Origin of the sequence: Klebsiella sp. CN_Kp091 (assembly GCF_040065095.1) — a bacterium.
In the GTDB taxonomy this organism is placed as follows: Bacteria; Pseudomonadota; Gammaproteobacteria; order Enterobacterales; family Enterobacteriaceae; genus Klebsiella; species Klebsiella aerogenes.
Genome location: NZ_JBEAIO010000011.1, coordinates 56169 through 82492, shown reverse-complemented (window position 1 = coordinate 82492; position 26324 = coordinate 56169). Strand labels below are relative to the sequence as shown.

Genomic DNA, 26324 nt, shown 5'->3' with positions numbered 1-26324 from the left:
ATGTCCTGTTTAAGCATAATCGGCAAACCTAAGTTCTTATCGATGTTATTATTCTAACATATCAAAACGAATTATCTCGACGTTATGGCGCACAAATTGTGCAACCACTGGCCATAAATATACTTTCTAATTGAAATGTAATAGATTTTAGATTTACAAAAAATGATGGGATTATCACACCCTGCCAGAGCCGGGGACGACTTTGCCCAGAAGGTGGGCCGTTAGAGAGTGAGCGCGGTAAAGAGGCTTTTGGTATTCGCCAGTAGTGCCGCTTCAATTTCCTGCGCCGGTTCCGCGCGCAGTTCACATAACGCGTCAAAGACGCGGGCCGCCTGTTCCGGACGGTTTGGCTGCCCCTGAAAACCATTCAGCGGCATATCCGGAGCATCGGTTTCCAGCAGCAGTGAAGAAAGCGGCAGGCGCGCCATGACATCGCGAGTTTTGCTGGCGCGGGGATAAGTAATGGTGCCGCCAACGCCAATCTTATAGCCCAGTTGTACAAAACGCTCCGCCTGCTGCAGACTGCCGGAAAAACCATGCACCACCCCGGCACGCGGCAGGTTATGTTTTTTTAGCATCATCGCCAGTTTATCGTGCGTGCGCCGCGAATGCAGGATCACCGGTAAATCGTAACGCTTCGCCAGCCGCAACTGCGCTTCCAGCAGCGCCTGCTGGCGGTCGAATTGTGGATCGTCGCGGTAGAGATCGAGGCCAATCTCTCCGATGGCCACGAGTTTTGGATGACGCTGTGCAAGATAACTTTCCAGTTGCGCTAACCCGCGGTCATCATGCTGTTCGATAACAATAGGATGCATCCCTAGCGCGGCATACAGCGGCTCGTGTTGCTCCGCCAGCGCCAGCACGCGAGCAAAGCGCCCGGCGGATATCGACGGCACGATAATACGCCCAACGCCCAGCTGCGCCGCCCTCGCGATACTCGCGGGTTCATCATCTTCAAACGGGGGAAAATCGAAGTGACAGTGGGTATCAATAAAGCGTAACGTCACGCCAGATCCTCGTTATTAAAGCTGGGGTCATTGGCCTGCGGCGCGGTGATAATCGCCTGTTGCGGCGTTTCATTCGCCACCGGCAGCGGCGGCACCACCACCGGGGTCGGCCTTGCCACACGCGGCGCATGGCGTAACAGCGGCGGTTGTTCGGTCAGCAGCTTCCCTACCGTGGCGAGGAAGTAGCGGCCGCACTGGCGCCCGGTTTTATAATCTTCCAGCAGCGCCGGCAGACGGCTGCCAAGCGCCATACTGCGCAGCGGCCGTTGCGGATAGATTTCGAATATCCGCAGTTTACCCGGCGGTTTTTCAATAAACTGCTGCGTCGCGCGATAGGTGGTTTCGTGGTGTTGCACCAGGTTCACAAAAGGCTGCAGACTGCTCTCCCCAAGCCAACGTTCCATTCGTTTAAACCACTGCGGAGTGTAGAACATCTGCGAAGGGACGGTACGGATCACCACGATAGTCTGCGCGCCGCGCCGCGCCGCTTCCTGCACCGGGATCGCATCGCTGACGCCGCCATCGAGGTAGTTCACGCCATCCAGCAGGACACCGCTACGGTAAAAACCGGGAATGGCGCTGGAGGCGCGGATCAGATCAAGCCAGGTCTGACGGGTGGGGGAAAAATAGTTTGCCGTGTAATCGTCACCGCGGCAGGCGCACATCCACAGCTCTTTACCCAGCGCGAACTGCTCCTCGGCATAGTTCATCGCCAGCGGCATTTGTTGTGCAGTGGAATCGACCAGCCAATCGAGATCGATAAGATTGCCGCCGCGTACGAAGCGCATCGGGTCGAAAAACTGCCGCGAGGTGGTATAACGCGTAATGACTTTACGGGCGTAGCCCTGCTGATTACAGATATAAGCGGAGATGTTTTGCGCGCCAGCGGAAGTACCAAGCATCAGGTCGAAAGGGTTAAATCCGGCGCGCATGAATTCGTCCAGAACCCCGGCTGTGAAAATACCTCGCTGACCACCGCCTTCGCACACCAGAGCAAGTTTGCCCGGACGGAAGGGTTTTACCGCTAACGGGGCGATATTGCCCAGCGTCACGGGAATGCGCTGCCCCACCCTGCTTTCCTGTTTGTCTATTTTGTATCATTAAAGTAACGCAAATTGTCGTCCCCTGAAACCGCAAAAGCCAGTCACATTGACTGGCTTTATGTAAGACGTTATGTCATCACTGCGCGGTTATTGATTCACGCCTTTCGGCACATGGCCTCTAGGGTCGTTTTCGCCCGGTAAACAGGCTGACCAGGAAAATGATAATACCGACAACAAAGACGATTTTAGCCGCCCACGCCGCGGTACCCGCCAGACCACCAAAACCCAATGCGGCGGCAATCAACGCGATGATCAGAAAAATAATGCCCCATCTAAACATACTGTTCTCCTTACCATATGATTAACGGTCGCTTTTCTGCGCGCTCAGGCCGCGCATACATCAACCCTGCGTACAACTCGCTCAGCGGTATCGCCGCTGGCGAATATCTTTTAATGAATACCCTTACTGCACTTTAAGATCGTTCTTCACGCTCTTAACACCGGTTACCGCTTTGGCAATGTCTGCCGCACGATCGACCTGTTTGCTCGAATCCAGGGTTCCGGAGAGGTGTACCACCCCGTTGCTGGTTTCCACCGTCACCTTCCGCGACGGAACGATATCGTCCGCGAGCAGTTTGGCTTTGACTTCGCTGGTGATAGCGGTGTCGCCTGCATAGCCCTTCAGGCTTGCCGATTTTTCACCTGCCACGGTCAGCTTGTCGCTTACCGAACTCACCCCTTCGACGCCTTTCGCCGCGCTAACGGCCTGTGATTTTTGCTCAGCGCTCTCAACAGTCCCGCTTAAGGTCACCACTTTGTTTTCCGTTTTCACCGAGATATCGGTGCTACGGATACTTTTGTCATCGATCAGCGCCGCTTTGACACGGGCGGTGATCGTGCTGTCATCCATAAAATCGCCAACCTTGTTGATCGATTTATCGACGCTTTCTCCCGCGCTGGTCGCGGCGGCCTTCGCGCTATCGGTTGCGGTGGTTTCCGCATAGGTCGAGGCGCTTATCAACGCTGAGCCTAAGAAGAGAGGCAGCAATAGCCTGGCGCTCTTTAGTCTGGTCATTGGTATGCCCTCACGATGTCTGCTTTGGTAAAACAAATGGCTATTTATTCAGCCAGGTTTCTGAAAAGTGCTTAATAAATATAGTAGATGAGCGGAGATGCGGCGGAGGGTTTGAATAAAAAAGCTACGATTTGCGCAGATTTAAGAACTTTCTATGGTAAGGAGGAAGACGAGCAAAACAGGCTGGAGCGCAGCATCGCCGCGCTCCAGAGAGGTATTAGTGTTCGCGCGTTTTGCGGAACACCACATCAGGATAACGCTCTTGCGTCAGGTTCAGGTTCACCATCGTCGGGGCGATATAGGTCAGATTATCGCCGCCATCCAGCGCCAGTTGAACTTCGTTCTTACGCTTGAACTCTTCGAATTTCTTCACATCTGTTGATTCAACCCAACGCGCGGTAGCCACGTTGACAGATTCGTAAATCGCTTCAACGTTGTATTCGCTTTTCAGACGCGCTACTACCACGTCAAACTGCAGCACGCCGACGGCGCCAACGATCAGATCGTTATTAGCGATAGGGCGGAAGACCTGTACCGCGCCCTCTTCAGAGAGCTGTACCAGCCCTTTCAGCAGCTGTTTCTGCTTCAGCGGATCCTTGAGGCGAATACGACGGAACAGTTCCGGCGCGAAGTTCGGAATACCGGTGAACTTCATCATTTCGCCCTGGGTAAAGGTGTCGCCAATCTGAATGGTGCCGTGGTTATGCAGACCAATGATATCGCCCGGGTAGGCTTCTTCAACGTGCGAACGGTCGCCCGCCATAAAGGTCAGCGCGTCGGAAATCACCACGTCCTTGCCGATACGCACCTGACGCAGCTTCATGCCTTTCTCGTATTTGCCGGATACCACGCGCATAAAGGCCACGCGGTCGCGGTGTTTCGGGTCCATGTTGGCCTGAATCTTAAACACGAAGCCGGTGAATTTCTCTTCTGCGGCCGTCACTTCACGGGTATCAGTGTTACGCGGCATCGGCGCTGGCGCCCATTCCACCAGGCCATCCAGCATATGATCCACGCCGAAGTTGCCTAATGCGGTGCCGAAGAACACCGGAGTAATTTCGCCCGCCAGGAACAGATCTTTATCGAACTCGTTCGAAGCGCCCTGTACCAGTTCCAGTTCATCGCGCAGCTGCTGCGCCAGATCGTCGCCCACCGCGGCATCCAGCTCAGGGTTATTCAGCCCCTTAACCACGCGCACTTCCTGAATGGTGTGCCCTTTACCGGTCTGATAGAGGTAAGTTTCATCTTTATAAAGATGATAAACCCCTTTAAACAGCTTGCCGCAGCCGATAGGCCAGGTAATCGGCGCACAGCCGATTTTCAGCTCATTTTCGACTTCATCCAGCAATTCCATCGGATCGCGGATATCACGGTCGAGTTTGTTCATAAAGGTGAGGATCGGCGTATCGCGCAGACGGGTAACTTCCATCAGCTTGCGGGTACGATCTTCGACGCCTTTCGCCGCATCGATAACCATCAGACAGCAGTCAACCGCCGTCAGGGTACGGTAGGTATCTTCGGAGAAGTCTTCGTGCCCCGGGGTATCCAGCAGGTTAACCAGGCAATCATGGTACGGGAACTGCATCACCGAGGTGGTAATCGAGATCCCACGCTGCTTTTCCATCTCCATCCAGTCGGATTTAGCATGCTGGCTGGAGCCGCGGCCCTTCACGGTGCCGGCGGTCTGAATCGCCTGTCCGAACAGCAGCACTTTTTCAGTGATGGTGGTCTTACCGGCATCCGGGTGAGAAATAATGGCAAAAGTGCGGCGTTTGGCCACCTCTTGCAGATAAGGAGACAACGTCATAATTCAATCTTCTAAGTAAACGCGGCAACGGGCCGCGCATGTGGAATACGAAAAATTGCGGCTATTTTACCCATCAATGGGGGGGAGGCAATTAGTGTTTACACAGGAGTTGCTCCAGTTCGCTTAAAGAGGTCACCGTCCAGTCGGGCTGCAGGTCTGCCGGCAGCGTTTGCTGGTGCGCATTCAGCCAACAGGTGGCAAGCCCGGCATTGACGCCGCCGCGGATATCCGACTCGGCGGTATCGCCGACCATCAATACCCTGTCGCGCGACGGATTACCCGCCTGCGCCAGCGCATAGTCGAAGATACGCGCATCCGGCTTCGCGACGCCGACTTCCTCAGAAATAATCAGCAAATCAAAATGATCGCGCAGGCCGGTACGCTCCAGACGAGTCTGCTGCAACGAGGTAAAACCGTTGGTGATGATGCCCATTTTTACCTTGCCCTGCAGCGCATCCAGCAACGATACGGCGCCCGGCAGCGGCGCGCAGATTTCTGCCATCGCATTCATGAAAGCGTCGTTCAGTTCGCCCGGGGGGACGTTCAACCGTTCCGCCCAGCTATCAAAACGCTGATGCTGTAATTGTAGCGAGGTGATGGCGCCGTTTTGATAATCCACCCACAGCGGCTTATTAACGGCCTGATAGTCCTGAAAATCTTCGGCGGTAAATGTCACGCTATAGTCGAGAAACATCCGCTGTAAGCCGCTGAAAGAATCAAACGTAAACAACGTTTCATCGGCATCAAAGAAAATCCAGTCCCATTTCATCGTTTCACCTTGTCTTACATACTGATTGGCAGAGCCATGATAATTGCGTCTTCACGCCCGTCGGCCGTAGGGTAGTAATTGCGGCGGATAGTCGCCTCGTTAAAGCCTAAGCTTTCGTAGAGCGCGATGGCGGCGACATTCGATGCCCGCACCTCCAGCCACAGCGTGGCGACGCCGAGTTTTTCAACTTCATCAATAACATGTTCCAGCAGTTCCCGTCCCAGGCCGCGGCGCTGGTATGCGGGGTCGACGGCGATGTTAAAAAGCGTCGCTTCATCAAGGACAATCTGAGTAATGGCAAATGCCGCCATTTCTCCATCCACTGCCAGTTGGTAATTCAGATAACGTTCACCCTGATTGCTGGCAAAGGTTTGTTCGCTCCACGGAAAAGCGTGGGCGCGTTTTTCGATTTGCCAGGCTTTGGATAAATCAGCCGTGCTGAGGGTAGAAATCGTGTTCATGTGCGCAGATTTGTTGCCAGAGCGCGATGCGAGCCGGCGCGCTGCTCTGAAGTTCATCAAAAACGGGCGTCGAGACCTGGGAGCCCGCCAACGACAGCGGCGTCTCGCAGCCCAGTCGCCAGCTGTTGCAGCGGCTATTTTGCGGCAGCATCGCTACCCGGTCCGGCGTAAGCTGCAGTACCTGATCGGCGCGAATCGAGAGCGCGCGCAGAATATCGCTAATGAGCGGTTCAGTCAGCGACGGCGGGGTTTCCGCCACCATCACCAGACGAATATGTTCAGGAAGCGAGATAGCGATTTCGCCCTGCAACGCCCCCGGGCGACGCAGCGACCACTGGGTAATTCCCAGTTGCTGTAATTGCCAGTCTCGTCGGGAAGTCATAGCGAAACACTCCTGTTAAACAAGCGCGCAATATAGCAAATCCGTCGTATCTGCGCCAACAAACTACTATAATCGGCGCCAGTCTTATTGAAGGAGTGTTTCATGTCAGCTTTTACCCCGGCAAGTGAAGTCTTGCTGCGCCACAGTGATGATTTCGAGTCCGCCCGCGTTCTGTTTGCCGGTGACCTGCAGGATGATCTGCCTGCACGTCTGGATACCGCGGCCAGCCGCGCTCACACCCAACAATTCCACCACTGGCAGGTCCTGAATCGCCAGATGGGCGACAACGTTCGCTTTAGCTTAGTGGCCGAGGCCGCCGACGTCGCCGATTGCGACACCCTGATCTACTACTGGCCGAAGAACAAGCCGGAAGCGCAGTTCCAACTGATGAACCTGCTCTCTTTGCTGCCGGTGGGGATCGATATTTTCGTGATCGGCGAAAACCGCAGCGGCGTACGTAGCGCCGAGCAAATGCTCGCCGAATACGCGCCGCTGAATAAAGTGGATAGCGCCCGCCGCTGCGGTCTCTACCACGGCCGTCTGGAAAAACAGCCCTCCTTCAACGCCGAACAGTACTGGAACGAGTACGCGCTTGATAACCTGACCATTAAAACGCTGCCGGGCGTGTTCAGCCGCGACGGCCTTGATGTTGGCAGCCAACTGCTGCTGTCAACCCTGCAACCGCATACCAAAGGTAAAGTGCTTGATGTCGGCTGCGGCGCTGGGGTGCTGGCCGCGGTACTGGCCAGCCATTCGCCGAAGGTACGCCTGACGCTATGCGACGTCAGCGCTCCGGCGGTTGAAGCCAGCCGCGCGACGCTTGCCGCGAATGGTTTTGAAGGCGAGGTCTTTGCCAGCAACGTCTTCTCTGAGGTCAGCGGCCGTTTTGACATGATCATCTCAAATCCGCCATTCCACGACGGCCTGCAAACCAGCCTGGAAGCGGCGCAGGCGCTGATCCGCGGCGCGGTCCGCCATCTGAACAGCGGCGGCGAGCTGCGTATCGTCGCCAACGCCTTCCTGCCGTATCCGCAGGTCCTGGATGAGACGTTTGGCTTCCACGAAGTGATCGCCCAAACCGGCCGTTTCAAAGTTTACCGCACGGTGATGACTCGCCAGGCGAAGAAATAATCATTGTTCCTTGCCGGCGGCGCTCCCAATGCGCCGCCGGTACTTCCCTCCGCTCTGAATAGCCGATTTTTGCAGCAATCGATAAAACCTGCATAATTAACTATTGACGTGTCGCCGAAAACCACTAGAATGCGCCTCCGTGGTAACGATACTTTTTATAGTGTCGATGGTATGCGAAGGTGGCGGAATTGGTAGACGCGCTAGCTTCAGGTGTTAGTGTCCTTACGGACGTGGGGGTTCAAGTCCCCCCCCTCGCACCATAATCCACGTTGATATCGCTCGCACTGTGCGAAGGTGGCGGAATTGGTAGACGCGCTAGCTTCAGGTGTTAGTGTTCTTACGGACGTGGGGGTTCAAGTCCCCCCCCTCGCACCAACGAGGCGATATCAGATTAAGAATACTGTGCGAAGGTGGCGGAATTGGTAGACGCGCTAGCTTCAGGTGTTAGTGTCCTTACGGACGTGGGGGTTCAAGTCCCCCCCCTCGCACCAATATTCTTACCCTTCTCTGTTTTATCCCATCAGCTTCAAATTCAACATTATCAGCATTATTCCACTAACCAACGCTACGCTTGACGGCAACAGTACGAAATGACGCAACTGACGGTGCCAGATCATAGCCGCCGATAGTAATAACCCCAAAGCAATCATCACGCGCCAGGCTTCCACCGGCAGACCAATCATGCCTAACACCATCACCAGAACGCCCGGCAGCAGAATTCCCCAACCACTCCCTAAAGCTCGCTGCAACATGGTTTTGCCTCTTACAACGATAATGATAACCAATATCATATGATAATTTTTATCATTTGTCATCTCAGGGCGTTCAACTTTTATTACTCTTGCACTCAGGGGTAATGACATACATTCATTGGGATGATAAATTAAGCAAATTAAATCTATATATTAAATTGTCTGATCATTTGCGCAGATATCCTTATATTATGCATTGTTTTATATTTTCCCCCTTTGGCAGCCATCATCTTGAAACTTAACTACTAATAATGATAGTACCTATATGACTGCACAAACCTGGCGGGCTCATTATGAGCAAAAATATCAGTATTCCTTACGACTTTTTTTATTACTTAATTGTGTTTCTGCTGCTCTGGCGCTGTTCAGCCCGCTGTTTACCATTGTCACCGTCACATTGCCGAGTGCGCTGATCTGTGCGGCCAGCCTGGGCTTATTGTTATGGAATTGGAAATTCCCAAAACAGAAAATAAATATTCCTGTTATTTCTCTGTTATTTGGCGTGCTATGGGCCTGGCACATCGTAATAAAATCCTCATTGTTACCCCCTCCGCATTTTAACTTTCTGGTTATTGCCTTATTAAGCATCCTGTTTATTGGAACTATCGCTTTTTCTAACAATATCATCGCCTTTACTCTACATTCTCTACCGACTTTTATGGTGTGTCTGGCGCTGGCTGGCGGTGAACAATGGCTGCGGATGTTTTACTGCTTTGTCCTGCCTGTTGCCGGGATTACGTTGCAAAACATTATGCAAAAGCGCAGCGATAATTTTACCCAAGGGCTAATGGATAAATTGCTGCAAGAGCGTAACACCCTGAACGATCTCAGTATGCTTGATCCTTTGACCGGTCTTTATAACCGTCGCGGCTTGCAAAACCGGATGGATAACATCCTGGCAGTGGATTCGCGTGAACATTTCATCCTGCTGTTGGATATTGACCATTTCAAAGCCTACAACGATAACTATGGCCATATGATGGGCGACCAGGCGTTAATCCAGGTATCGGCGGCGATTCGTAATTCCGTGCGCTCACGCGATATCGTCGCTCGCTTTGGCGGTGAAGAGTTCATGGTCGTGCTAACCAGTAGCACGGCGGAAACCGCCTTCCAGACGGCAGAACGCATTCGCCAGCGGGTTTACGATTTAAAAATCGCGCATCGTTTTAACGAGAGCGTCGCTACCAATGTCACCATCAGTATAGGTATGACCCCACTGGTGGATGGCGATATCGACAGTGCGATAAAACGCGCCGATAGCGCGCTATATGAAGCCAAAAATCAGGGGCGTAATATCATTCTCGTCAACTAACGCTTCCAGCCCGCCGCAAGGGATACGCGGCGCTGACAAATCGCTTGCGCTCCCTGCGGTGAACAACTAGTATCAGCAATCATTATCATTTAGATTTGTATCTGGAAATCTGATGGCTTACCGTACCTTCTCCTTCAGCGATGATATTATTTGGCGTGCGCCGCTTGCGCCCGTCGAGCACGCTTTGGCGAATGCGATACGGGAAAAGATCGCGGCGGTACGCCCGCATCTGCTGGATTTCCTGCGTCTGGATGAAGAAGCGCCGCCGCGTGCCCTAACCCTCGCGGAATGGTCGCAACCCACCACCCTCATTTCGTTGTTGGCCACCTATTCCGATCATATTTATCGCCATCAGCCCGGCCAGCCGCGTGAACAAAAACCCCTGCTGTCACTCTGGGCGCAGTGGTATATCGGCCTGCTGGTACCGCCGCTGATGCTGGCGTTACTAACAGAAGAACAAGCTATTAGCCTTGAACCGGAGCATTTTCGCGTTGAGTTCCATGAAAGCGGGCGCGCGGCTTGCTTCTGGATTGACGTGCATGCCGACCATGATGCGCTAATGCTTTCCGCGCAAGCGCGTATGGATATGTTGGTCAATAAAGCCCTGAAGCCGGTGGTGGAAGCGCTGGAAGCTACCGGCGACATTAACGGTAAGCTTATCTGGAGCAATACCGGCTATTTGATTAACTGGTATCTCGGTGAAATGAAAAATCTGCTTGGCGACGAGCAGGTTAACGCGCTACGTCAACACTGTTTTTTTGCAAAACAGCAGGCCAGTGGCGAGGATAATCCGCTGTGGCGGACGGTAGTCGTTCGCGAAGGGCTACTGGTACGACGAACTTGCTGTCAACGTTATCGCCTGCCGGACGTTCAGCAATGCGGCGACTGCACGTTAAAGTAATCATCTGACGGGCGGCAATATGCCGCCCGTTGTTATTTTATGCGGTCTGCTCGTTCTCCTGCTCGGCGCGCTGCGCCTCTTCAGCTTCCTGCGCCAGCAGTTGCTTTTCGTACACCTTAAAGAACGGGAAGTAGATGATTGCCGATACGCAGGCAAGAATAACGACCAGGATCGCCGCGCGGAAATCCCATCCCAGAGCCCATGCGCCGCCAATCGGCGCCGGCGCCGTCCACGGTACGACCGAGATAACTCGGCCTATCAGATCCAATTTCATGGCCGCCCAGGCAATCACCGCGTTAACCATCGGCGCCAGCAGGAACGGAATAAAGAATACCGGGTTCATGACGATAGGCGTACCAAAGATAACCGGCTCGTTAATGTTAAACAGGCTTGGCACCACGCTTAAACGGCCGATAGAGCGCAAATGCGCAGAACGACTGCGTAGATAACAGAACACCAAGCCCATCGTGGCGCCAGAACCGCCTACGACAATAAAGAACGTCCAGAACGCTTCCATGAAAATATGCGGCAGCGGCGCGCCCTGCGCCAGAGCCTGCTGGTTCATCCCCAGATTAGTGAGCCAGAACATCTGCAGCATACCGGAAACAATCGCCGCCCCGTGAATCCCTGCGAACCACAGCAGGTGGCCAATCAACACTGCCAGCAGAATAGCCGGTAATGAATCCGCGGCGGATACCAGCGGCTTAAAGATAGCCATAATGGCCTGCGGGATCAGCAGGTCGAAATGATGCTGGATAAACAAGCTCAGAGGATAGAGCGTCAGTACCACCACCAGAACCGGGATCAACAGATCGAAAGAGTTTTTGATCATCGGCGGCACTTGATCCGGTAGGCGGATCCCGATGTTGTGCGCCCTTAAGAAACGCATCATCTCAACACAGTAAATCGCCACCAGGATCGCGGTAAAGATCCCGGTACCTCCCAGGCTATCAACCGGCAGAGTGCCATTGGTTTTTGGCGCAGCGATCAGTAGAAAGGCCATGATCGACAGCATGGCGCACATGAAAGGATCGAGCTGGTACGCCTTTTCATAATGTTTGCCCAGGTTGTAGGAAATCGCCGCGCAGATATAAATAGACATGATGCCCATGGTCATATCAAAAGGCGTCAGAATGCGTCCTTCGAACTCTTTGGCCAAATCCAGCCATGCGCGGGCGAAGCCCCAGGTGGTATCCGGTGAAAACGGCGGATAGGCGAAGACCAAGAGAAAGGAGCCTACAATCATAAACGGCATGGCCGAGATAAATCCGTCACGAATAGCCATGACGTGGCGCTGCGATGAAATGCGCCCGGCAACGGGACTTATATAGTTCTCTACAAAGCGAAATATCAGATTAAACGCAGCATGGTTTGCAGACATAGCAGCCCTCCTGACAGGCTATCGAAACAGGACCAACAACGGTAATCTTGCCGCTATGCTGAAATTAACTGCAGACGGATTGTGGCTGACCGGGACTGACGGTTGCCATAATGCCAGCAGGAGGATCTCATGCGCGGCTGTTAGTTATCTTTGGTACAGGGAGTTACCATGTCAGTATTCATCGACGAGCGCGATCCTGCAACCGGTTACAGTAACCGGTTGCGGCGATTGTGAAGAAGATCCAGAAATCAGAATAATTCCTGATTATCCATCGACAATATTTACAGATTTCCGGCCTTGTGACAGATTTAAGCGGATAACTACCAGGAGAACCCCATGAGTCTGCAGTCCGTGAGGCAGTTTTTTGCTGAGCATGCCCCCGATATTGAAATCATCGAGTTGAATCAAAGTACGGCGACCGTTGCGCTTGCCGCCGCCGCGCATCGTGTCGAGCCGGGGCAAATCGCTAAGACTTTATCCTTAAAGGTAAAAGAACGGGTTATATTGATCGTCGCTAAAGGCGATGCTCGCCTTGATAATAAGAAGCTGAAAGACGCCTTCGGGGCAAAAGCGCGGATGCTCAGCAGTGATGAAGTCGTTACGCTAACCGGCCACCCCGTCGGCGGCGTCTGTCCGTTTGGCCTGGAAAACCCTCTGCCGGTCTATTGTGATGTTTCACTCAAGCAGTATGCCGAGGTTCTACCGGCAGCAGGTGCCATTCATAGCGCGGTACGAATTTCGCCTGAGCGCATGGCACAACTGACAGAAGCCGATTGGGTGGACGTCTGCCTGTAACTTGCCGGTTATTGCGCCAGGCACATTCCTGGCCCATCGTCGTTATTCGCCGGCAGACACAGCAGAATGTCCGCCGCACTAAGCAGGCCAATATCAGAGTTAACGCCCAGTTTGGTCATCGCGTTAAATTTATGTGCGCGAATGGTTTTGATATTTCTATCAAGCTGGGTGGCAATTTCGGGCAATGAATAGCCATAGGTCATATAACGCAGTATCGTATGCTCCGTCGGGCTAAGAATTTGCCCACAGGAGCTGTAGCTGCGCTCCAGAATGCTTTCTTTATCCAATGGCGCCTGCTCGATCAGCTGCAGTAAACGTTCCTGCAGACGAGTAAGGCAAGATGATTTATTCAGAATAGTTTGCGGGCTTGAAGGTGTCAGATGACTGATCAGACGCATTTCCGCCGTATTATCCGCCAGTACAATTCGCTGTATTTCGGGTCGCGTTTGCGCTATTTCATGTAAAAAAAGCAGGCTTTCCAGACGAATACGTCGGCTACCGGAAAGGGAAAAAATAACGGCGATAAAGTTTTTGGAAGCGAATTCACGCTTTAAGGCCTGAGTATCTTTATAAAAATGAATGCTATATTTTTTACCTGCTTCATTATCTAAAATATAACGAAGCGCCATCTCAGTCATTGCGCATTTTTCTACGATAGCGACACATCGTGTTGTGAGATTTTTTTCCATTCCGTGTTATCTCCATAGGCTGAATACAGATTCAGTTCCTTCATTCCTTGAGCGCTATTGATCCAGGCATACATTTCTGCATTACTGCGTAACGAAAGTCGGCGCATGGCGCTATTTTTCTGCGCGCTTATCGTTTTATTGCTTTTTTTCAACAAGGCAGCAATCTGGTTAATTCCCCACCCTTTTGCCAGTAGCCGCAACACTTTGCGTTCTGAAAAGGTTAAGATGACCGTATCGCTAGCATCATCACCTAAGTTGTCCATCTCGGGTGAAAAGAGTGTCTGGCTAATTCTTTCGGCAGAAGCTTTACCTGCTCGGATAACCTCAATGAAACGTTTGACCGGCTCGCTATCAGAAATCAGAGAACTTTCCGGCCGCATCAGAAACTCAACTGCCAGTGGGAAGCAGGAGTGACCAACCATAAAGATCCAGTGAATATCCCGGTATTGATTCATTAACGAATAATAATGCTCACAAATATCTCGCGGGCGTTCAATGTGACCGGAGAGGTCGACGAGAACCAGCACGGCGCGGCGAAGCTGAAGCAGCGTGAGTTCATCCTGTGAACCACAGAAACTCAGATCGTAATCAGGGAGATGCTCCCTTAAAATAGCCTTCAAACCCGATTGCATAACCGGTATTCTACTAATGATGACGCCAAATTTACCTTGTCCTGGCAACATAAAACCTCCACCTCCTGTCAAAGATTCACACCCGAAATAAATAACGGATGAATGGCTACTATAATATTATTTCGCCAATTGAATCTTTATCGTCCCTGGTGGGCATGACGTATGCCCTGAAGTTAATTCCATAACCGTGAGGGATATTTTTGTATTACTCTCACCAACGATTTACCCTAACACAAAATGATGCCATCAATAAATTAGAAAAAATTAAAAGCCTCATTAGAAAAATTACCTTAAGAATTAAATAAATAATTTATTTAATTTCTTTCCTAAATGCTTTCGGTGAGAGCCCACTATATCGTCGAAAGAATCTCGAAAAATAAGCAGCATCAGTAAACCCCAAATAATCAGAAAGTTGGGTGATAGTCATGCTGGTATATTGCAGGTTACGCCGCGCTTCCAACATTAAACGTTGATGTAATACGCCTAATGCGCTGCAGCCATGAAATTCACGACACAAATAATTTAAATGCGTTGCGGAAAGCCCCACTAGCTTTGCATATTCAGCCAGCGGCAGATGTTCCCGGTAGTGGCTTTCAATCAGACGGGAAAAATGGCGCATGACGCTGCGCTTACGTTCGGCTTTGTCTTCTGTCACGGGTGTCGGCCGGCACTGTCGATTTAACCATACTAATAGCGCTCCCAGCAGCGAATGGAGCATCATTTCGCGCGCATCATGCTCTTCGCAATATTCTTCACGTAAGGCGGTAAACAACGAACGAATATGGCCGCGGGAGCGTTTCACCGCCACGCACTGCGGCTGCGATAGCACATCAAGCGTGCGCCCAAACTGGCTTTCAAAGCGGCTCAGCAACGGCTGCGACAGCGACAGGACAAACCCTTGCGTGCCGGGCGAGAAACGAAAGCCATGGATGCATAATGCCGGTACGACCTGAATACAGGCTTCGGTCATCACCCTGGTGACGCCTTCGATTTCAATTTCAGCGCGCCCCTTATGCAGATATAAAAGCTGCACCATTTCGGCATGTTGATGTACGCGGATATGCCACTCATAAAGGCTGCTGCGCTGCAAAATGGATTCGCAATGCAGCAGATCCGGCGTCGGCCAACCGCGCTCTTCGCCATACAGGGTAAAAACGGGAATCGTGTTCGCGGTTAACATGGTCTCTCCAGTTTTCGTTTGTCGTTACGTGACGCGCTCCATCGGCAGCCCCACATAATTTTCGGCAATGGTGGTTAGCCCGGCTCGAGAACCCAGATAGTAGCAGCGGTCGGCGGCCTGCATTTTTTTATCGAATTCATTCTGTTCAGGAAAGTCGTGCAACAGGCGAGTCATAAACCAGCTGAATCTTTCTCCTTTCCACACGCGGTCGAGAGCAAAGCGCGAATAGCTGGCAATAAGATCCGCGCGGCCATGGTGATAATATTCGCGCAGGATCCGCCATAAATAATTGACATCCGACGCCGCCAGATTCAGCCCCTTTGCGCCGGTTGGCGGCACGATATGCGCGGCGTCGCCGACCAGAAACAGTCTGCCGTACTGCATCGGCTCAACGACATAACTGCGCAGCGGCGCAATGCTCTTCTCAAGTGAGTGACCAGTTACTAACTTATTTGCCAGATCCTCCGGCAGGCGGCGTTTTAGCTCATCCCAGAAGCGTTCATCAGACCACGCCGAGACGCTATCGCTTAGCGGCACCTGCAGGTAATAGCGGCTGCGGGTGAGTGAGCGCTGACTACACAATACAAATCCGCGTTCGTGATGAGCGTAAATCAGCTCCGGATTCACCGGCGGCGTATCCGCCAGCAAACCTAACCAACCAAACGGCCACACGCTTTCATACTCTTTGAGAATGTCACGTGGAATACTTTGCCGCGAAACGCCGTGGAAACCATCGCAACCGGCAATAAAGTCACACTCCAGTCGACACTTTTCGCCGCCGCTCACGTAGGAGACCACCGGCCGGTCGCTCTTAACATCCTCGATTGCCACCTCGCTAACGCCATAGATAATCGCCGCGCCGCTGTCGCGTCTTGCCGCCATCAGGTCACGGGTGACTTCAGTCTGACCGTAAACCATCACGCTTTTACCGCCGGTCAACTCGCTGAGCGGTACCGGTACCCGCTGGCCTTCAAATAAAAACTCCACGCCATGATGAACCAGCCCTTCCGCGTCCATGCGCTTCGCCACTCCCGCTTCACGCAGTAGTTCGACGGTACCGTTTTCAAGTATCCCCGCGCGGATGCGCCCCAGCACATATTCCGCACTCTGACGTTCAAGGATGACGGTATGAATACCAGCGTTATGCAGCAGTTGACCTAACAGCAGCCCCGAAGGGCCCGCGCCAATAATGGCAACCTGTGTTCTCATAGGGTACTCGCTCTCGAAAGTTAATTATTTGTTTGTTTTTTGTTTATCAAAAGTTCACAGATGCATTTTTGATAACTCAAACGGGAAAAAGAAGGGATGAACGGCGGTAAAAATTGCACTTTCCAACGAAGTGGTGAAAGTGTGGCGCGGTTCAAATTTCAGCCAACGCCATTGATGGAGCAATTTTTGCACATTGTTTGATCCGGCACGCCGCACAACGGGGTGGAGTTCAGGTACAAGTATTAATAGAGACGCGGACAGCAGGTACTTATGCAGGCAGATAAATCAGAGCAGCGCGCCGTCACTCGGTTGTGCATCCAGTGTGCCCTTTACTTACTCCAGCACGGTGCGGAAAGCGCGCTGGTTGAGGAGCTTTCTACCCGCCTCGGGCGAGCGTTAGGTATGGATAGCGTTGAGAGCGCCATCTCCTCTAACGCAATTGTGCTCACCACGATTAAAAATGGTGAATGCCTGACTTCCACCCGCAAAAACAGCGATCGCGGAATTAACATGCACGTGGTGACGGAGGTACAGCATATCGTGATCATGGCCGAACATAAGCTGTTGGATTACAAAGATGTCGAGAAGCGCTTTTCGCAGATCAAACCCTTGCGCTATCCGCGTTGGCTGCTAGTAATGATGGTTGGCCTCTCCTGCGCCTGCTTTTGTAAATTGAACAACGGCGGCTGGGATGGCGCGGTGGTTACCTTCTTTGCCAGCACCGTCGCCATGTATATTCGCCAGCTGCTGACCCACCGTTCCATGCATCCGCAGATTAATTTCTGCATTACCGCCTTCGTCGCTACCACGATTTCCGGGCTGATGCTGCGTCTGCCGGCCTTTAGCGACACGCCGACTATCGCCATGGCCGCCAGCGTGCTGTTGCTGGTTCCCGGCTTTCCGTTAATTAACGCCGTGGCCGATATGTTCAAGGGCCATATTAATACCGGGCTGGCCCGCTGGGCGATCGCCAGCCTGCTGACGCTGGCGACCTGTATTGGGGTGGTGATGGCAATGACAGTGTGGGGGCTACGCGGATGGGCATAATCTCTTATCTTTTCGACCTGGCGCAGGATATGGCGCTGGCGGCCATCCCTGCCGTCGGCTTTGCGATGGTCTTCAACGTTCCACAGCGCGCGCTGCGCTGGTGCGCATTACTGGGGGCTATCGGCCACGGCTCGCGGATGATAATGATGAGCGCAGGCTTCAATATAGAATGGGCCACCTTTCTCGCCGCGTTACTGGTTGGCAGTATCGGCATTCAATGGTCGCGCTGGTATCTGGCGCACCCGAAGATATTTACCGTCGCCGCAGTGATCCCGATGTTCCCTGGGATTTCGGCTTATACGGCGATGATCTCGGCCGTCAAAATCAGCCATTTTGGTTACTCCGAAGAGATGATGATTATGCTGTTGAGCAACTTTTTAAAAGCCTCCTCCATCGTCGGGGCGCTCTCTATCGGGCTATCTATTCCCGGTTTGTGGCTCTATCGCAAACGCCCGCGCGTATAACCGGCAGCGCTGCTTCCTGGCCTCGCACTATGCTACTATGTCAGCAATTCCCCCACTCTTTGCTGTTCAGAGTTGAGATAGCGTTATGTCTTCACGAATTTTAACCACCGACTTTTGCGGTCTTGACGATTTCGTCGAGAACCACGCGGCCAGGCTGCAAAAATCAGCCAGCGGCGCCGTCGCCGTGTTTGCCAATAACGCCCCGGCGTTTTACGCGCTGACGCCGGAGCGCCTGGCGCAGTTGCTGGAACTGGAAGCGAAACTGGCGCGCCCCACCAGCGATATCGCGCTGGATGCGCAGTTCTTTGACGAGCCGAGCGCCGCGCCCGTCGCCGTGCCGATGGGGAAATTCGCCATGTATGCCGGCTGGCAGCCGGATACCGATTTTCAGCGTCTGGCGGCGCTGTGGGGCATCGCCCTGACGCAGCCGGTCACCCCTGAAGAACTGGCTGCCTTTGTCGCCTACTGGCAGGCGGAAGGCAAAGTTTTCCACCACGTGCAGTGGCAGCAAAAGCTGGCGCGTAGCGTGCAAATCGGCCGCGCCAGCAACGGCGGGCAGCCGAAGCGCGATGTGAACACCATTAGCGAACCCGATAACCAGATCCCGCGAGGTTTCCGAGGATGAGCATGAAAAACGTTGGCGATCTCATGAAGCGCCTGCAAAAAATGATGCCAGCCCACGTGCAACCGGCGTTTAAAACCGGCGAAGAGCTGTTGGCCTGGCAAAAAGAGCAAGGTAAGCTGCGTTCAGAGGCGCTGGAGCGGGAAAATCGGGCGATGAAAATGCAGCGCACCTTTAATCGCTCCGGGATCCGTCCATTACATCAGAACTGTTCATTTGATAATTACCGGGTCGAAAACGACGGGCAGATGATAGCCCTATCCCGCGCCCGCCAGTACGTTGAAGAGTTTGACGGCAATATTGCGAGCTTTATCTTCTCCGGCAAGCCGGGCACCGGTAAAAATCATCTTGCCGCCGCTATCTGCAACGAGCTGCTGCTGCGCGGTAAATCGGTATTAATCATCACCGTCGCCGATATTATGTCGGCGATGAAAGATACCTTTGGTAATCGGGAAACCAGCGAAGAGCAATTGCTAAGCGATCTGAGCCGGGTCGATCTGCTGGTTATCGACGAAATCGGTATGCAAACCGAATCGCGCTACGAGAAAGTGATCATCAACCAGATTGTCGATCGTCGCTCCTCCTCGAAACGCCCGACCGGCATGCTGACCAACAGTACCATGGATGAAATGAACAAACTGCTCGGCGAACGCGTCATGGATCGCATGCGCCTTGGTAATAGCCTGTGGGTAAACTTCACCTGGGATAGCTACCGCGATCGCGTTACCGGTAAAGAGTATTGAGAGATTTCCGAGCTCAAGCGGCGTTATACTGAAGAGATTCTTAAGTAACGACGAAGAGTACGTTTATGAAATCTTTGCAGACAGCTTTTTGCGCCGCTATCGCAGCCGGCGCGTTGATGGCGGCCCCCACCTACGCCGCCTCCTGGCAGGACTCACTCAATAGCGCCGCCAGCCAGCTCAGCAGCAGTTCCCAGCAAAGCGGCGGCGGTATGTCGATGTCGTCCTTAACCAGCCTGCTCAACGGCGGCAACCAGGCGCTCACCTCCAGCAGCATGAACAATGCCGCCGGCGTTCTCTCTTATTGCGCGCAAAAAAAACTGACCTCGGTCACCAACGCCGACAACGTGAAAAACCAGGTACTGGATAAGCTTGGCCTGAGCACGCCGGAGAAACAGAAACAGGATACCGGTTATCTGGAAGGGCTACAGGGATTGCTGAGCAGTAATAACGGCCAGCAGTTGAATCTCAACACCCTGGGCAGCAGCCCGCTGGCTGAAAAAGTGAAGACCAAAGCCTGTGACCTGGTACTGAAACAGGGCGTTAACTTCCTGTCTTAAATTTCCCCGCCGATGCCGCGTTTGGCGCTTTAGCGTCGCCAGCGCGGCCGCAATCGCTATTTTTACTTTTCTGCTCCTGTTTTCCCCGTGACGACAGGATGAGACATCGTACAAAAAAGACGCTTTCTAAACCAATTCTGAATCACAGCACACTTTCATGACACTACAATTGCAGCAGAAAGACGCTGCCATTACAGTGTAGCGTGAAAATCGATCTATCCGGCCAGCCCGCCGCTGGCGCACATGAGGGTTAGCTGTGTCAGAGTTGTTATCCATCGCCTTGTTTCTCGCCTCGGTGGTGATCTATGCCTGGAAAGCCGGTCGCAATACCTGGTGGTTCTCTGCCACTCTTGCGGTGCTGGGGCTGTTTGTTGTGCTCAATATCACCCTCTACGCCAGCGACTACTTCACCGGCGACGGTATTAACGACGCGGTACTCTATACCCTGACCAACAGCCTGACCGGCGCGGGCGTCAGTAAATATATTCTGCCGGGTATCGGTCTGGTGCTGGCGCTGGTCGCCGTGTTTGGCGCCCTCGGTTGGATATTACGCCGTCGCCGCCACCATCCGCATCACTTTGGCTACAGCCTGATAGCGCTGGTACTGGCGCTGGCCTCCGTCGACGCCAGCCCGGCGTTCCGCCAAATCACCGAACTCGTGAAATCGCAGTCCCGCGACGGCGATCCGGACTTCACGGCTTACTACAAAGAGCCGTCGAAAAGCATCAACAATCCGCAGCTGAATCTGGTCTATATCTACGGCGAGAGCCTGGAGCGCACCTATTTCAATAACGAGGCTTTCCCGGAGCTCACGCCGGAACTGGGTAAAATCAAAAGCGAAGGACTGGATTTCAGCAATACCGCGCAGCTTCCCGGCACCGATTACACCATCGCCGGTATGGTCGCTTCCCAGTGTGGTATTCCGCTGTTCGCGCCGTTCGAAGGCAACGCTTCCGCGGCGGTATCCAGCTTCTTCCCGCAAAATATCTGTCTCGGCGATATCCTGAAAAATTCCGGTTACGAAAACTACTTTGTACAGGGCGCCAACCTGCGCTTCGCCGGTAAAGACGTTTTCCTCAAATCCCACGGTTTCGATCACCTGTACGGTGCGGAAGAGCTGAAAACGACGGTGGCCGACCCGTCCTACCGCAACGACTGGGGCTTCTACGACGACACCGTGCTCGACGAAACGTGGAAAAAGTTCGAAGAGCTCTCCCAATCCGGCAAACGCTTTTCGCTGTTCGCCCTCACCGTCGATACCCACCATCCTGACGGCTTTATTTCGCGCACCTGCGAGCGTAAACGCTATGACATGGATGGCAAAAAGAATCTCTCCTTCAGCGCCGTGGCCTGTAGCCAGGAGCACATCGCCGCGCTAATTGAAAAGATTAAGGCCTCGCCGTACTTCAAAAATACGGTCATCGTGGTCTCGTCCGATCATCTGGCGATGAAAAACAGCGCCTGGGATTATCTGAACAAACAGGATCGCAGTAATCTGTTCTTTATCCTGCGCGGCGACCAGCCTCAGCAGGATGTGCTGGCCGTGAAGCGTAATACCATGGATAACGGCGCGACGGTGCTGGATATTCTCGGCGGCGATAACTATATCGGCCTTGGCCGCAGCAGCCTTTCCGCAGAATCGCTCTCCACTATCTTCATGAACATGAAAGAGAAAGTGCTGGCATGGAAACCGGACGTCATTCGTCTGTGGAATTTCCCGAAGGAGATTAAGAGCTTCAGCATCGACTCGCAGAAGAACATGATCTCATTCTCCGGTAGCCATTTCCGTCTGCCGCTGCTGCTACGGGTCTCGGATCAGCGCGTCGAGCCGATTCCGGAAAGCGAGTATTCCGCGCCGCTGCGCTTCCAGTTGGCGGACTTCGCCCCACGCGACAATTTCGTATGGGTCGACCGCTGCTACAAGATGGGCCAACTGTGGCGGCCGGAACTGGCGCTGTCCACCGACTGGTGCGTCTCGCAAGGTCAGCTGGGCGGCGAACAGCAGGTACAGCACGTCGACAAGCCGCAATGGCAGGGCAAAACCGCCTTCAAAGATACCGTTATCGATATGGAGCGCTACAAAGGCAACGTCGATACGTTGAAAATTGTCGATAACGATATTCGCTATAAAGCCGATAGCTTTGTGTTTAATGTCGCCGGCGCGCCGGAGGAGGTCAAACAGTTCAGCGGCATCTCGCGGCCTGAGCTGTGGGGACGCTGGTCCAACGCCCAGCTCGGTGACGAAGTGAAGATTGAATATAAAGAACCGCTGCCGGAAAAATTCGATCTGGTGATCACCGCCAAGGCCTTCGGCCCGAACGCCAACCAGCCAATACCGGTGCGCGTCGGGAAAAGTGAGCAAGTACTTACTTTAGCCAATGAAGTGACTACGACGACGCTGCATTTCGACAATCCGGCGCGCAGCAACACCTTAACTATCACTCCGCCGGAGCCGCAGTCCACCAACGAAGGCAATATTGTCGGCCACGCGCCGCGCCAGTTGGGCATTGGCATGGTGGATATTAAAATCGTCGGTCGCGAAGGTTAACACCTACGGCCCGGCGTCTGCGCCGGGCTAGTTCAAGCGCAGGCACATCTCGTACTGCTGCAGCGCCAGCGGCGCATAACCCGCCGATTTAAACAGCGGCGTGAAGGTTTCCGGGATGGTCACCGAAGTGCTTAATCCCGGAAACTGTTGAGCCAGCGCGATCAGCATTTCCCGCCCCAGCCCGCGTCCGCGCGCCGCCGGCGTCAGCCATAAAAACTGCAGCTGCGGCTTGCTGGCAGTGGTTGCCAGCACGGCGAAGGCCTGCTGCTGCAGCGTCAACGCCCGACATGGCAAGGTAATAAAGGTCAGTGGATCCAGCAGCCACGGCAGTTGCCCTTCCTGCTCCAGGCTTGCATGACGCAGCAGACTCAGCAAATCGTAATCCTCCAGGGGAGACTCACGCGGCTCCGCTTGCGTCTCGCTGAGATAGCCGCACAGCCCGTGACGCACCGCAAAGCCCAATGACTGATACAGCGCCACCGCCCGGTGGTTATCGCGGATTACCTCCAGCCACATTCGCTGTACGCCCTGAACCCGTAAATCGGCGATAAGCGAGGTCATCAATTGTCGCCCTCGTCCTTTGCCGCGAAATCCGGGATGAATAGCAAAAGCCGCCAGTCGCGCATCGCGCCCGCGGCGGGCGATGAGCCCGATAGCCGCCGGTTCATCTCCTGCCAGCCACACCTTAGACTGCAACAGGTTTAACCCTTCGGCGCTAAAGCGCTGTACAAACAGATCTACCGACATCGATACCGGCACCAGATAATCGGCAAAGCAGTCATTCAAAATCGTAGTCAACTGCGCGCCGCTAAACTGGACGGCAGGTACGGCGGTGAACTCCATGCATTTCTCCCTGAGGCTGCTATGCTGAGGCGATGAAAACTAACACTATAAACCCCACTTTCACTTTTCGCCTGACCGAAGAAGGCGATCTGCCGCTGCTGCCCGCGCTGGAGCGTTCGGCGGCACAATCCTTTGCGCGCATTCCCGCTTTCGCCTGGCTGGCGGAAAGCCCGGTAATGAGCGTTGAACAGCACCGGCAATACCTGGAAACCGGCCATAGCCTGCTGGCGCTTGCTGACAACAGGCCCGTTGGTTTCCTGCTGAGCGAGCCGCTGGACGATGCCCTGTTTATTGTAGAAATCTCCGTCCACCAGCAGTGGCAGGGCCAGGGTATTGGCCGCGCCCTGCTTAGCCAAACTATCGACAACGCCCGCCGCGACGGCTTCCCGGCGGTGACGCTCACCACCTTTCGCGAGGTGCCGTGGAACGCGCCCTTTTATACCCGGCTGGGCTTCACCATCCTCAATGAACTGCGCCTACCCGAAGGGCTGGCGGCGAAACGCACGCTGGAAACGGAGCATGGCCTGACGGCGGAAACCCGCTGTGCGATGCGCCTTGATTTTTAACGCCGCGAGAGGCGCCGCGCTGATTTTGTCACCGGCATATGGTACAAAGTACCATTCCCAATACATAACCTGATACCCGGAATGGCCTACTCGATCGATATCATCTCCTGCATCACCGACCGCTTTATGGCGCTGACCGCGACCGAAAAGCGCATTGCGCAGTTTATTCTCGACGACGTCGCCGCCGCGGCGGAAATGCCGATTGCCGAACTGGCGCGCCTGACCGACACCAGCCAGGCATCGGTGACGCGCTTTGCGCGTGCGCTGGGCTGCAAAGACGTGCGCGAACTGAAAATGAAGCTCGCCCAGTCGCTGGCCATTGGTCAGCGCTTTATTCTCGACGTACCGGATCTGGAAGGCGTACAGGGAATTTATGAATCAATCATCAGCGTGCTGGAAACCAACCGCCGGGCGCTGGATCTTGCGGCGCTGAAACGCGCGGTGGAATGGATTAGCGACGCCCGTCAGGTGCTTGCGCTGGGTATGGGCGGCGGTTCGACCATCTGCGCGCAGGAGATCCAGTATCGCCTGTTCCGCCTCGGGTTGCCGGTAGTCAGCCAGAGCGACGGCCTTCTGGTACGCATGATGAGTTCGGCGGTGACGGCGAAAGATGTGGTGATTGTGCTGTCGCTCGGCGGCTATACCAAAGAGATGATTGAAAGCGCCGCCATCGCCCGGCAATATGGGGCGAAAATTGTCGCCATTACCCCGCCGGAAACGCCACTGGCGGCGCAGGCCGATATCGTGCTACCGCTGCTGGTGAGCGAAAACGACTATATTTTCAAGCCCAGCGCTTCACGCTATGCGATGTTGGCGATGGTAGATGTGCTGGCCACCGAACTGGCGATGGCCAATAAACCGCAGGCGAAAGACCGTCTGCGCCGCATTAAGCTGGCGCTCGACGACCACCGCGACGGCGTCGACCGACTGCCGCTCGGCGATTAATCGCCGCAGGCGGCGATAAAGCGTTGCGCCTGCTGGCGGGTACGCGCCAACGGCTGCCCGGCGCGGTAGAGATCGCTGCCTAACCCCGCCCCCGCGCAGCCCGCCTGACGCCAGCTGTGCAGGTTTTCCGGCGTCACGCCGCCGACCGCCAGCACCGGCACCTCCGGCGGCAACACCGCTTTCAGCGCGCGGATATAGTCCGGGCCGAATGCCGATGACGGAAAGATTTTCAGCCATTGCGCCCCGGCATCCAGCGCGCTAAACGCCTCGGAGGCCGTGGCACAGCCGGCGCACACCAGCATCCCCTTTTCTACCGCGCGGCGGATCACCGCCGGGGCCGTATTGGGCGTCACGATAAGCTTCGCCCCGGCTTCAGCCAGAAAATCAACCTGCTCAACCTTCAGCACCGTCCCCGCGCCAATCACCGACCGTTCGCCAAACTGGCGCACCATCGCCGGAATACTCTGTTGCCAGTCCGGCGAGTTAAGCGGAATTTCAATATAGCGAAAACCTGCATCGATAAGCGCGGCGATATGCTCCGCCGCTTCACCGGGCTGAATACCGCGTAAAATCGCCACCAGTTTAACCTTGTCCATCAATCATCCTCGCTATACCCGAAAGAAACGCCGCCTCGCCGGAGCAACAGGAAACGGTCAACCCTCGCGCCGCCATCGCTTGCTGATAACAGGCACTAAGCGAGTGCTCACCAACCAGCACCACGCGGCTGGAGCGATAGCGCTCGCTAAAGGTCGCCACCTCCGCGCCAATCAACAGCCCGGAGAGATAATCGCTCACCGAAGTCGCCGCCAGCGCCCCTAACACCCGCGCGGCGCGGGCGCTAAAAAGCCCGGACAATAACGCCGGCTGATTTAGCCCTTTTTCCATACCGAGAGCGAAAGCGGCGTCATCGGGTTGTTGTACAGGCAGTTGCTGGCCGAGCAGCGAATGATTAAGCAGCAGGTGATGCAGTTCGCCGGTCATCGCCGTGGCGAACTGGCGCACCACGCCGTTTTGCACCTGCACCCATTTGCAGTGGGTGCCGGGCATCACGTAACACTCCGCGGGCATCCGTTGCCAGGCGCCCAGCAGCTGCGTTTCTTCACCGCGCATCACGTCGTAATCTGCAGCCTGCGCCACTTTCAGCCCCGGCACGATCCACACGTTTTCCGCCACCTCATGTAACTGACCGTTGAGCGCCTCCAGCGCCAGCGGGCAGGCCAGATATGGCACCGGTTGCCAACCGGCATCGCTGCCGATCATCCCCGCCATCACCACCGGCAGCGCGGGGTCGCCGCGCCACGGCGCCAACTGCTGCTGAAATACCGCTTCGGGGCGCTGCCCGTTCAGGCGCGTGATGCCGCAGGGCAGCTTCAGCTTGTCGATGCATTCGCCATCACGCATCCGCCATGCCCGCAGCTGCGTAGAGCCCCAATCGACGGCAATATACTCGTTCATGATTACCC

General features: G+C 54.4%; 29 protein-coding genes and 3 tRNA genes. 15 read left to right on the top strand and 17 right to left on the bottom strand.

All coding sequences use genetic code 11. The features are described 5' to 3' along the window. Positions 1-221: 221 nt before the first annotated feature. From ABLV17_RS11125 to ABLV17_RS11090, 8 genes are all read right to left on the bottom strand, one after another. On the bottom strand, positions 222-1007 hold the full coding sequence (locus tag ABLV17_RS11125) for a TatD family hydrolase (RefSeq protein WP_213795019.1): 786 nt from the start codon (positions 1005-1007) through the stop codon (positions 222-224). Further along, on the bottom strand, positions 1004-2077 hold the full coding sequence (locus ABLV17_RS11120; protein WP_348854262.1) for a patatin family protein: 1074 nt from the start codon (positions 2075-2077) through the stop codon (positions 1004-1006). Before ABLV17_RS11120 ends, ABLV17_RS11125 begins: the two co-directional genes overlap by 4 nt. Before the next feature lie 151 nt (positions 2078-2228). Continuing rightward, entirely contained in the window at positions 2229-2390 is a 162-nt protein-coding gene (locus tag ABLV17_RS11115) for a DUF1328 domain-containing protein (RefSeq protein ID WP_015368384.1), read from the bottom strand. Between the two features lie 123 nt (positions 2391-2513). After that, positions 2514-3125 (bottom strand): molecular chaperone OsmY, encoded by a 612-nt coding sequence (gene osmY, locus ABLV17_RS11110; RefSeq protein WP_348854261.1) that lies wholly within the window; start codon positions 3123-3125, stop codon positions 2514-2516. A gap of 217 nt (positions 3126-3342) precedes the next feature. Next, complete coding sequence (prfC, locus tag ABLV17_RS11105; RefSeq protein ID WP_045395922.1) at positions 3343-4932, bottom strand: peptide chain release factor 3; 1590 nt, start codon at positions 4930-4932, stop codon at positions 3343-3345. A gap of 91 nt (positions 4933-5023) precedes the next feature. Next, entirely contained in the window at positions 5024-5701 is a 678-nt protein-coding gene (yjjG, locus tag ABLV17_RS11100; RefSeq protein ID WP_045395924.1) for a pyrimidine 5'-nucleotidase, read from the bottom strand. 14 nt (positions 5702-5715) lie between these two features. After that, the gene (gene rimI / locus ABLV17_RS11095) at positions 5716-6162 is read right to left on the bottom strand and encodes a ribosomal protein S18-alanine N-acetyltransferase (protein ID WP_087858214.1); all 447 of its coding nucleotides are present in this window, start codon (positions 6160-6162) and stop codon (positions 5716-5718) included. Beyond that, a complete protein-coding gene (locus ABLV17_RS11090) occupies positions 6131-6544 on the bottom strand; it encodes a DNA polymerase III subunit psi (RefSeq protein WP_348854260.1) in 414 nt (137 codons plus the stop codon). Before ABLV17_RS11090 ends, rimI begins: the two co-directional genes overlap by 32 nt. 102 nt (positions 6545-6646) lie before the next feature. On the opposite strand from ABLV17_RS11090, the gene rsmC reads away from it, so the two are divergent. From rsmC to ABLV17_RS11070, 4 genes are all read left to right on the top strand, one after another. Further along, a complete protein-coding gene (rsmC, locus tag ABLV17_RS11085) occupies positions 6647-7675 on the top strand; it encodes a 16S rRNA (guanine(1207)-N(2))-methyltransferase RsmC (RefSeq protein ID WP_087858215.1) in 1029 nt (342 codons plus the stop codon). 173 nt (positions 7676-7848) lie between these two features. Beyond that, a tRNA-Leu gene (locus ABLV17_RS11080) sits at positions 7849-7935 on the top strand. A 28-nt stretch (positions 7936-7963) separates the two neighbouring features. Continuing rightward, positions 7964-8050, top strand: a tRNA-Leu gene (locus ABLV17_RS11075). 29 nt (positions 8051-8079) lie between these two features. Next, a tRNA-Leu gene (locus ABLV17_RS11070) sits at positions 8080-8166 on the top strand. Positions 8167-8187: 21 nt separating this feature from the next. Here the strand turns inward: ABLV17_RS11070 and ABLV17_RS11065 are convergent. After that, on the bottom strand, positions 8188-8427 hold the full coding sequence (locus tag ABLV17_RS11065; RefSeq protein WP_123273287.1) for a DUF1435 domain-containing protein: 240 nt from the start codon (positions 8425-8427) through the stop codon (positions 8188-8190). A gap of 265 nt (positions 8428-8692) precedes the next feature. Here ABLV17_RS11065 and ABLV17_RS11060 point away from each other — a divergent pair, with 265 nt between their 5' ends. Next, positions 8693-9739, top strand: a complete 1047-nt coding sequence (locus ABLV17_RS11060; protein ID WP_113374549.1) for a GGDEF domain-containing protein — start codon at positions 8693-8695, stop codon at positions 9737-9739. A 112-nt stretch (positions 9740-9851) separates the two neighbouring features. Further along, entirely contained in the window at positions 9852-10640 is a 789-nt protein-coding gene (fhuF, locus tag ABLV17_RS11055) for a siderophore-iron reductase FhuF (protein WP_348854259.1), read from the top strand. A 37-nt stretch (positions 10641-10677) separates the two neighbouring features. On the opposite strand, the gene ABLV17_RS11050 is transcribed toward fhuF, so the two are convergent. Continuing rightward, a complete protein-coding gene (locus ABLV17_RS11050; protein WP_213317829.1) occupies positions 10678-12021 on the bottom strand; it encodes a PTS sugar transporter subunit IIC in 1344 nt (447 codons plus the stop codon). 336 nt (positions 12022-12357) lie between these two features. Here ABLV17_RS11050 and ABLV17_RS11045 point away from each other — a divergent pair, with 336 nt between their 5' ends. Then, positions 12358-12816 carry a YbaK/EbsC family protein gene (locus ABLV17_RS11045; RefSeq protein ID WP_087858220.1) on the top strand — a complete coding sequence of 153 codons (459 nt, stop codon included), beginning with the start codon at positions 12358-12360 and terminating at the stop codon, positions 12814-12816. An 8-nt stretch (positions 12817-12824) separates the two neighbouring features. Here ABLV17_RS11045 and bglJ read toward each other — a convergent pair whose 3' ends face one another. The 4 genes from bglJ to pobA form a co-directional block, all read right to left on the bottom strand. Then, positions 12825-13505 (bottom strand): DNA-binding transcriptional activator BglJ, encoded by a 681-nt coding sequence (bglJ, locus tag ABLV17_RS11040; RefSeq protein ID WP_228306553.1) that lies wholly within the window; start codon positions 13503-13505, stop codon positions 12825-12827. Beyond that, positions 13466-14188, bottom strand: a complete 723-nt coding sequence (locus tag ABLV17_RS11035) for a response regulator transcription factor (RefSeq protein WP_087858222.1) — start codon at positions 14186-14188, stop codon at positions 13466-13468. Before ABLV17_RS11035 ends, bglJ begins: the two co-directional genes overlap by 40 nt. Positions 14189-14447: 259 nt before the next feature. Beyond that, positions 14448-15317: a helix-turn-helix domain-containing protein gene (locus ABLV17_RS11030; protein WP_348854258.1), complete on the bottom strand. Its 870-nt coding sequence runs from the start codon at positions 15315-15317 to the stop codon at positions 14448-14450. 24 nt (positions 15318-15341) lie between these two features. Beyond that, positions 15342-16526: a 4-hydroxybenzoate 3-monooxygenase gene (pobA, locus tag ABLV17_RS11025; protein ID WP_348854257.1), complete on the bottom strand. Its 1185-nt coding sequence runs from the start codon at positions 16524-16526 to the stop codon at positions 15342-15344. A 270-nt stretch (positions 16527-16796) separates the two neighbouring features. Here pobA and ABLV17_RS11020 point away from each other — a divergent pair, with 270 nt between their 5' ends. The 6 genes from ABLV17_RS11020 (at position 16797) to opgB (ending at position 22507) form a co-directional block, all read left to right on the top strand. Beyond that, positions 16797-17573 carry a threonine/serine exporter ThrE family protein gene (locus ABLV17_RS11020; RefSeq protein WP_348854256.1) on the top strand — a complete coding sequence of 259 codons (777 nt, stop codon included), beginning with the start codon at positions 16797-16799 and terminating at the stop codon, positions 17571-17573. After that, entirely contained in the window at positions 17564-18037 is a 474-nt protein-coding gene (locus tag ABLV17_RS11015; protein ID WP_348854255.1) for a threonine/serine exporter, read from the top strand. Before ABLV17_RS11020 ends, ABLV17_RS11015 begins: the two co-directional genes overlap by 10 nt. Positions 18038-18122: 85 nt before the next feature. Further along, positions 18123-18662 (top strand): primosomal protein DnaT, encoded by a 540-nt coding sequence (gene dnaT, locus ABLV17_RS11010; protein ID WP_087858226.1) that lies wholly within the window; start codon positions 18123-18125, stop codon positions 18660-18662. A gap of 2 nt (positions 18663-18664) precedes the next feature. Beyond that, positions 18665-19402, top strand: a complete 738-nt coding sequence (dnaC, locus tag ABLV17_RS11005) for a DNA replication protein DnaC (RefSeq protein WP_026612409.1) — start codon at positions 18665-18667, stop codon at positions 19400-19402. Between the two features lie 65 nt (positions 19403-19467). Continuing rightward, a complete protein-coding gene (locus ABLV17_RS11000; protein WP_015368407.1) occupies positions 19468-19959 on the top strand; it encodes a DUF2501 domain-containing protein in 492 nt (163 codons plus the stop codon). Positions 19960-20215: 256 nt separating this feature from the next. Beyond that, a complete protein-coding gene (gene opgB / locus ABLV17_RS10995; protein ID WP_213317826.1) occupies positions 20216-22507 on the top strand; it encodes a phosphatidylglycerol--membrane-oligosaccharide glycerophosphotransferase in 2292 nt (763 codons plus the stop codon). 27 nt (positions 22508-22534) lie between these two features. Here the strand turns inward: opgB and ABLV17_RS10990 are convergent, their stop codons facing one another. Then, positions 22535-23350 carry a GNAT family N-acetyltransferase gene (locus ABLV17_RS10990; RefSeq protein WP_213317825.1) on the bottom strand — a complete coding sequence of 272 codons (816 nt, stop codon included), beginning with the start codon at positions 23348-23350 and terminating at the stop codon, positions 22535-22537. A gap of 32 nt (positions 23351-23382) precedes the next feature. Here ABLV17_RS10990 and ABLV17_RS10985 point away from each other — a divergent pair, with 32 nt between their 5' ends. Further along, the gene (locus ABLV17_RS10985) at positions 23383-23916 is read left to right on the top strand and encodes a GNAT family N-acetyltransferase (protein WP_348854254.1); all 534 of its coding nucleotides are present in this window, start codon (positions 23383-23385) and stop codon (positions 23914-23916) included. Positions 23917-23997: 81 nt separating this feature from the next. Beyond that, positions 23998-24861, top strand: a complete 864-nt coding sequence (locus ABLV17_RS10980) for a MurR/RpiR family transcriptional regulator (RefSeq protein WP_015368411.1) — start codon at positions 23998-24000, stop codon at positions 24859-24861. On the opposite strand, the gene ABLV17_RS10975 is transcribed toward ABLV17_RS10980, so the two are convergent. Together ABLV17_RS10975 and ABLV17_RS10970 are read right to left on the bottom strand one after the other, a co-directional pair. Further along, positions 24858-25457, bottom strand: a complete 600-nt coding sequence (locus tag ABLV17_RS10975; RefSeq protein ID WP_032713256.1) for a 2-dehydro-3-deoxy-6-phosphogalactonate aldolase — start codon at positions 25455-25457, stop codon at positions 24858-24860. The two genes, ABLV17_RS10980 and ABLV17_RS10975, sit on opposite strands and share 4 nt — an antisense overlap. Next, entirely contained in the window at positions 25444-26316 is an 873-nt protein-coding gene (locus ABLV17_RS10970; protein WP_348854253.1) for a 2-dehydro-3-deoxygalactonokinase, read from the bottom strand. The genes ABLV17_RS10975 and ABLV17_RS10970 overlap by 14 nt, the downstream gene beginning before the upstream one ends. Positions 26317-26324 lie beyond the last annotated feature (8 nt).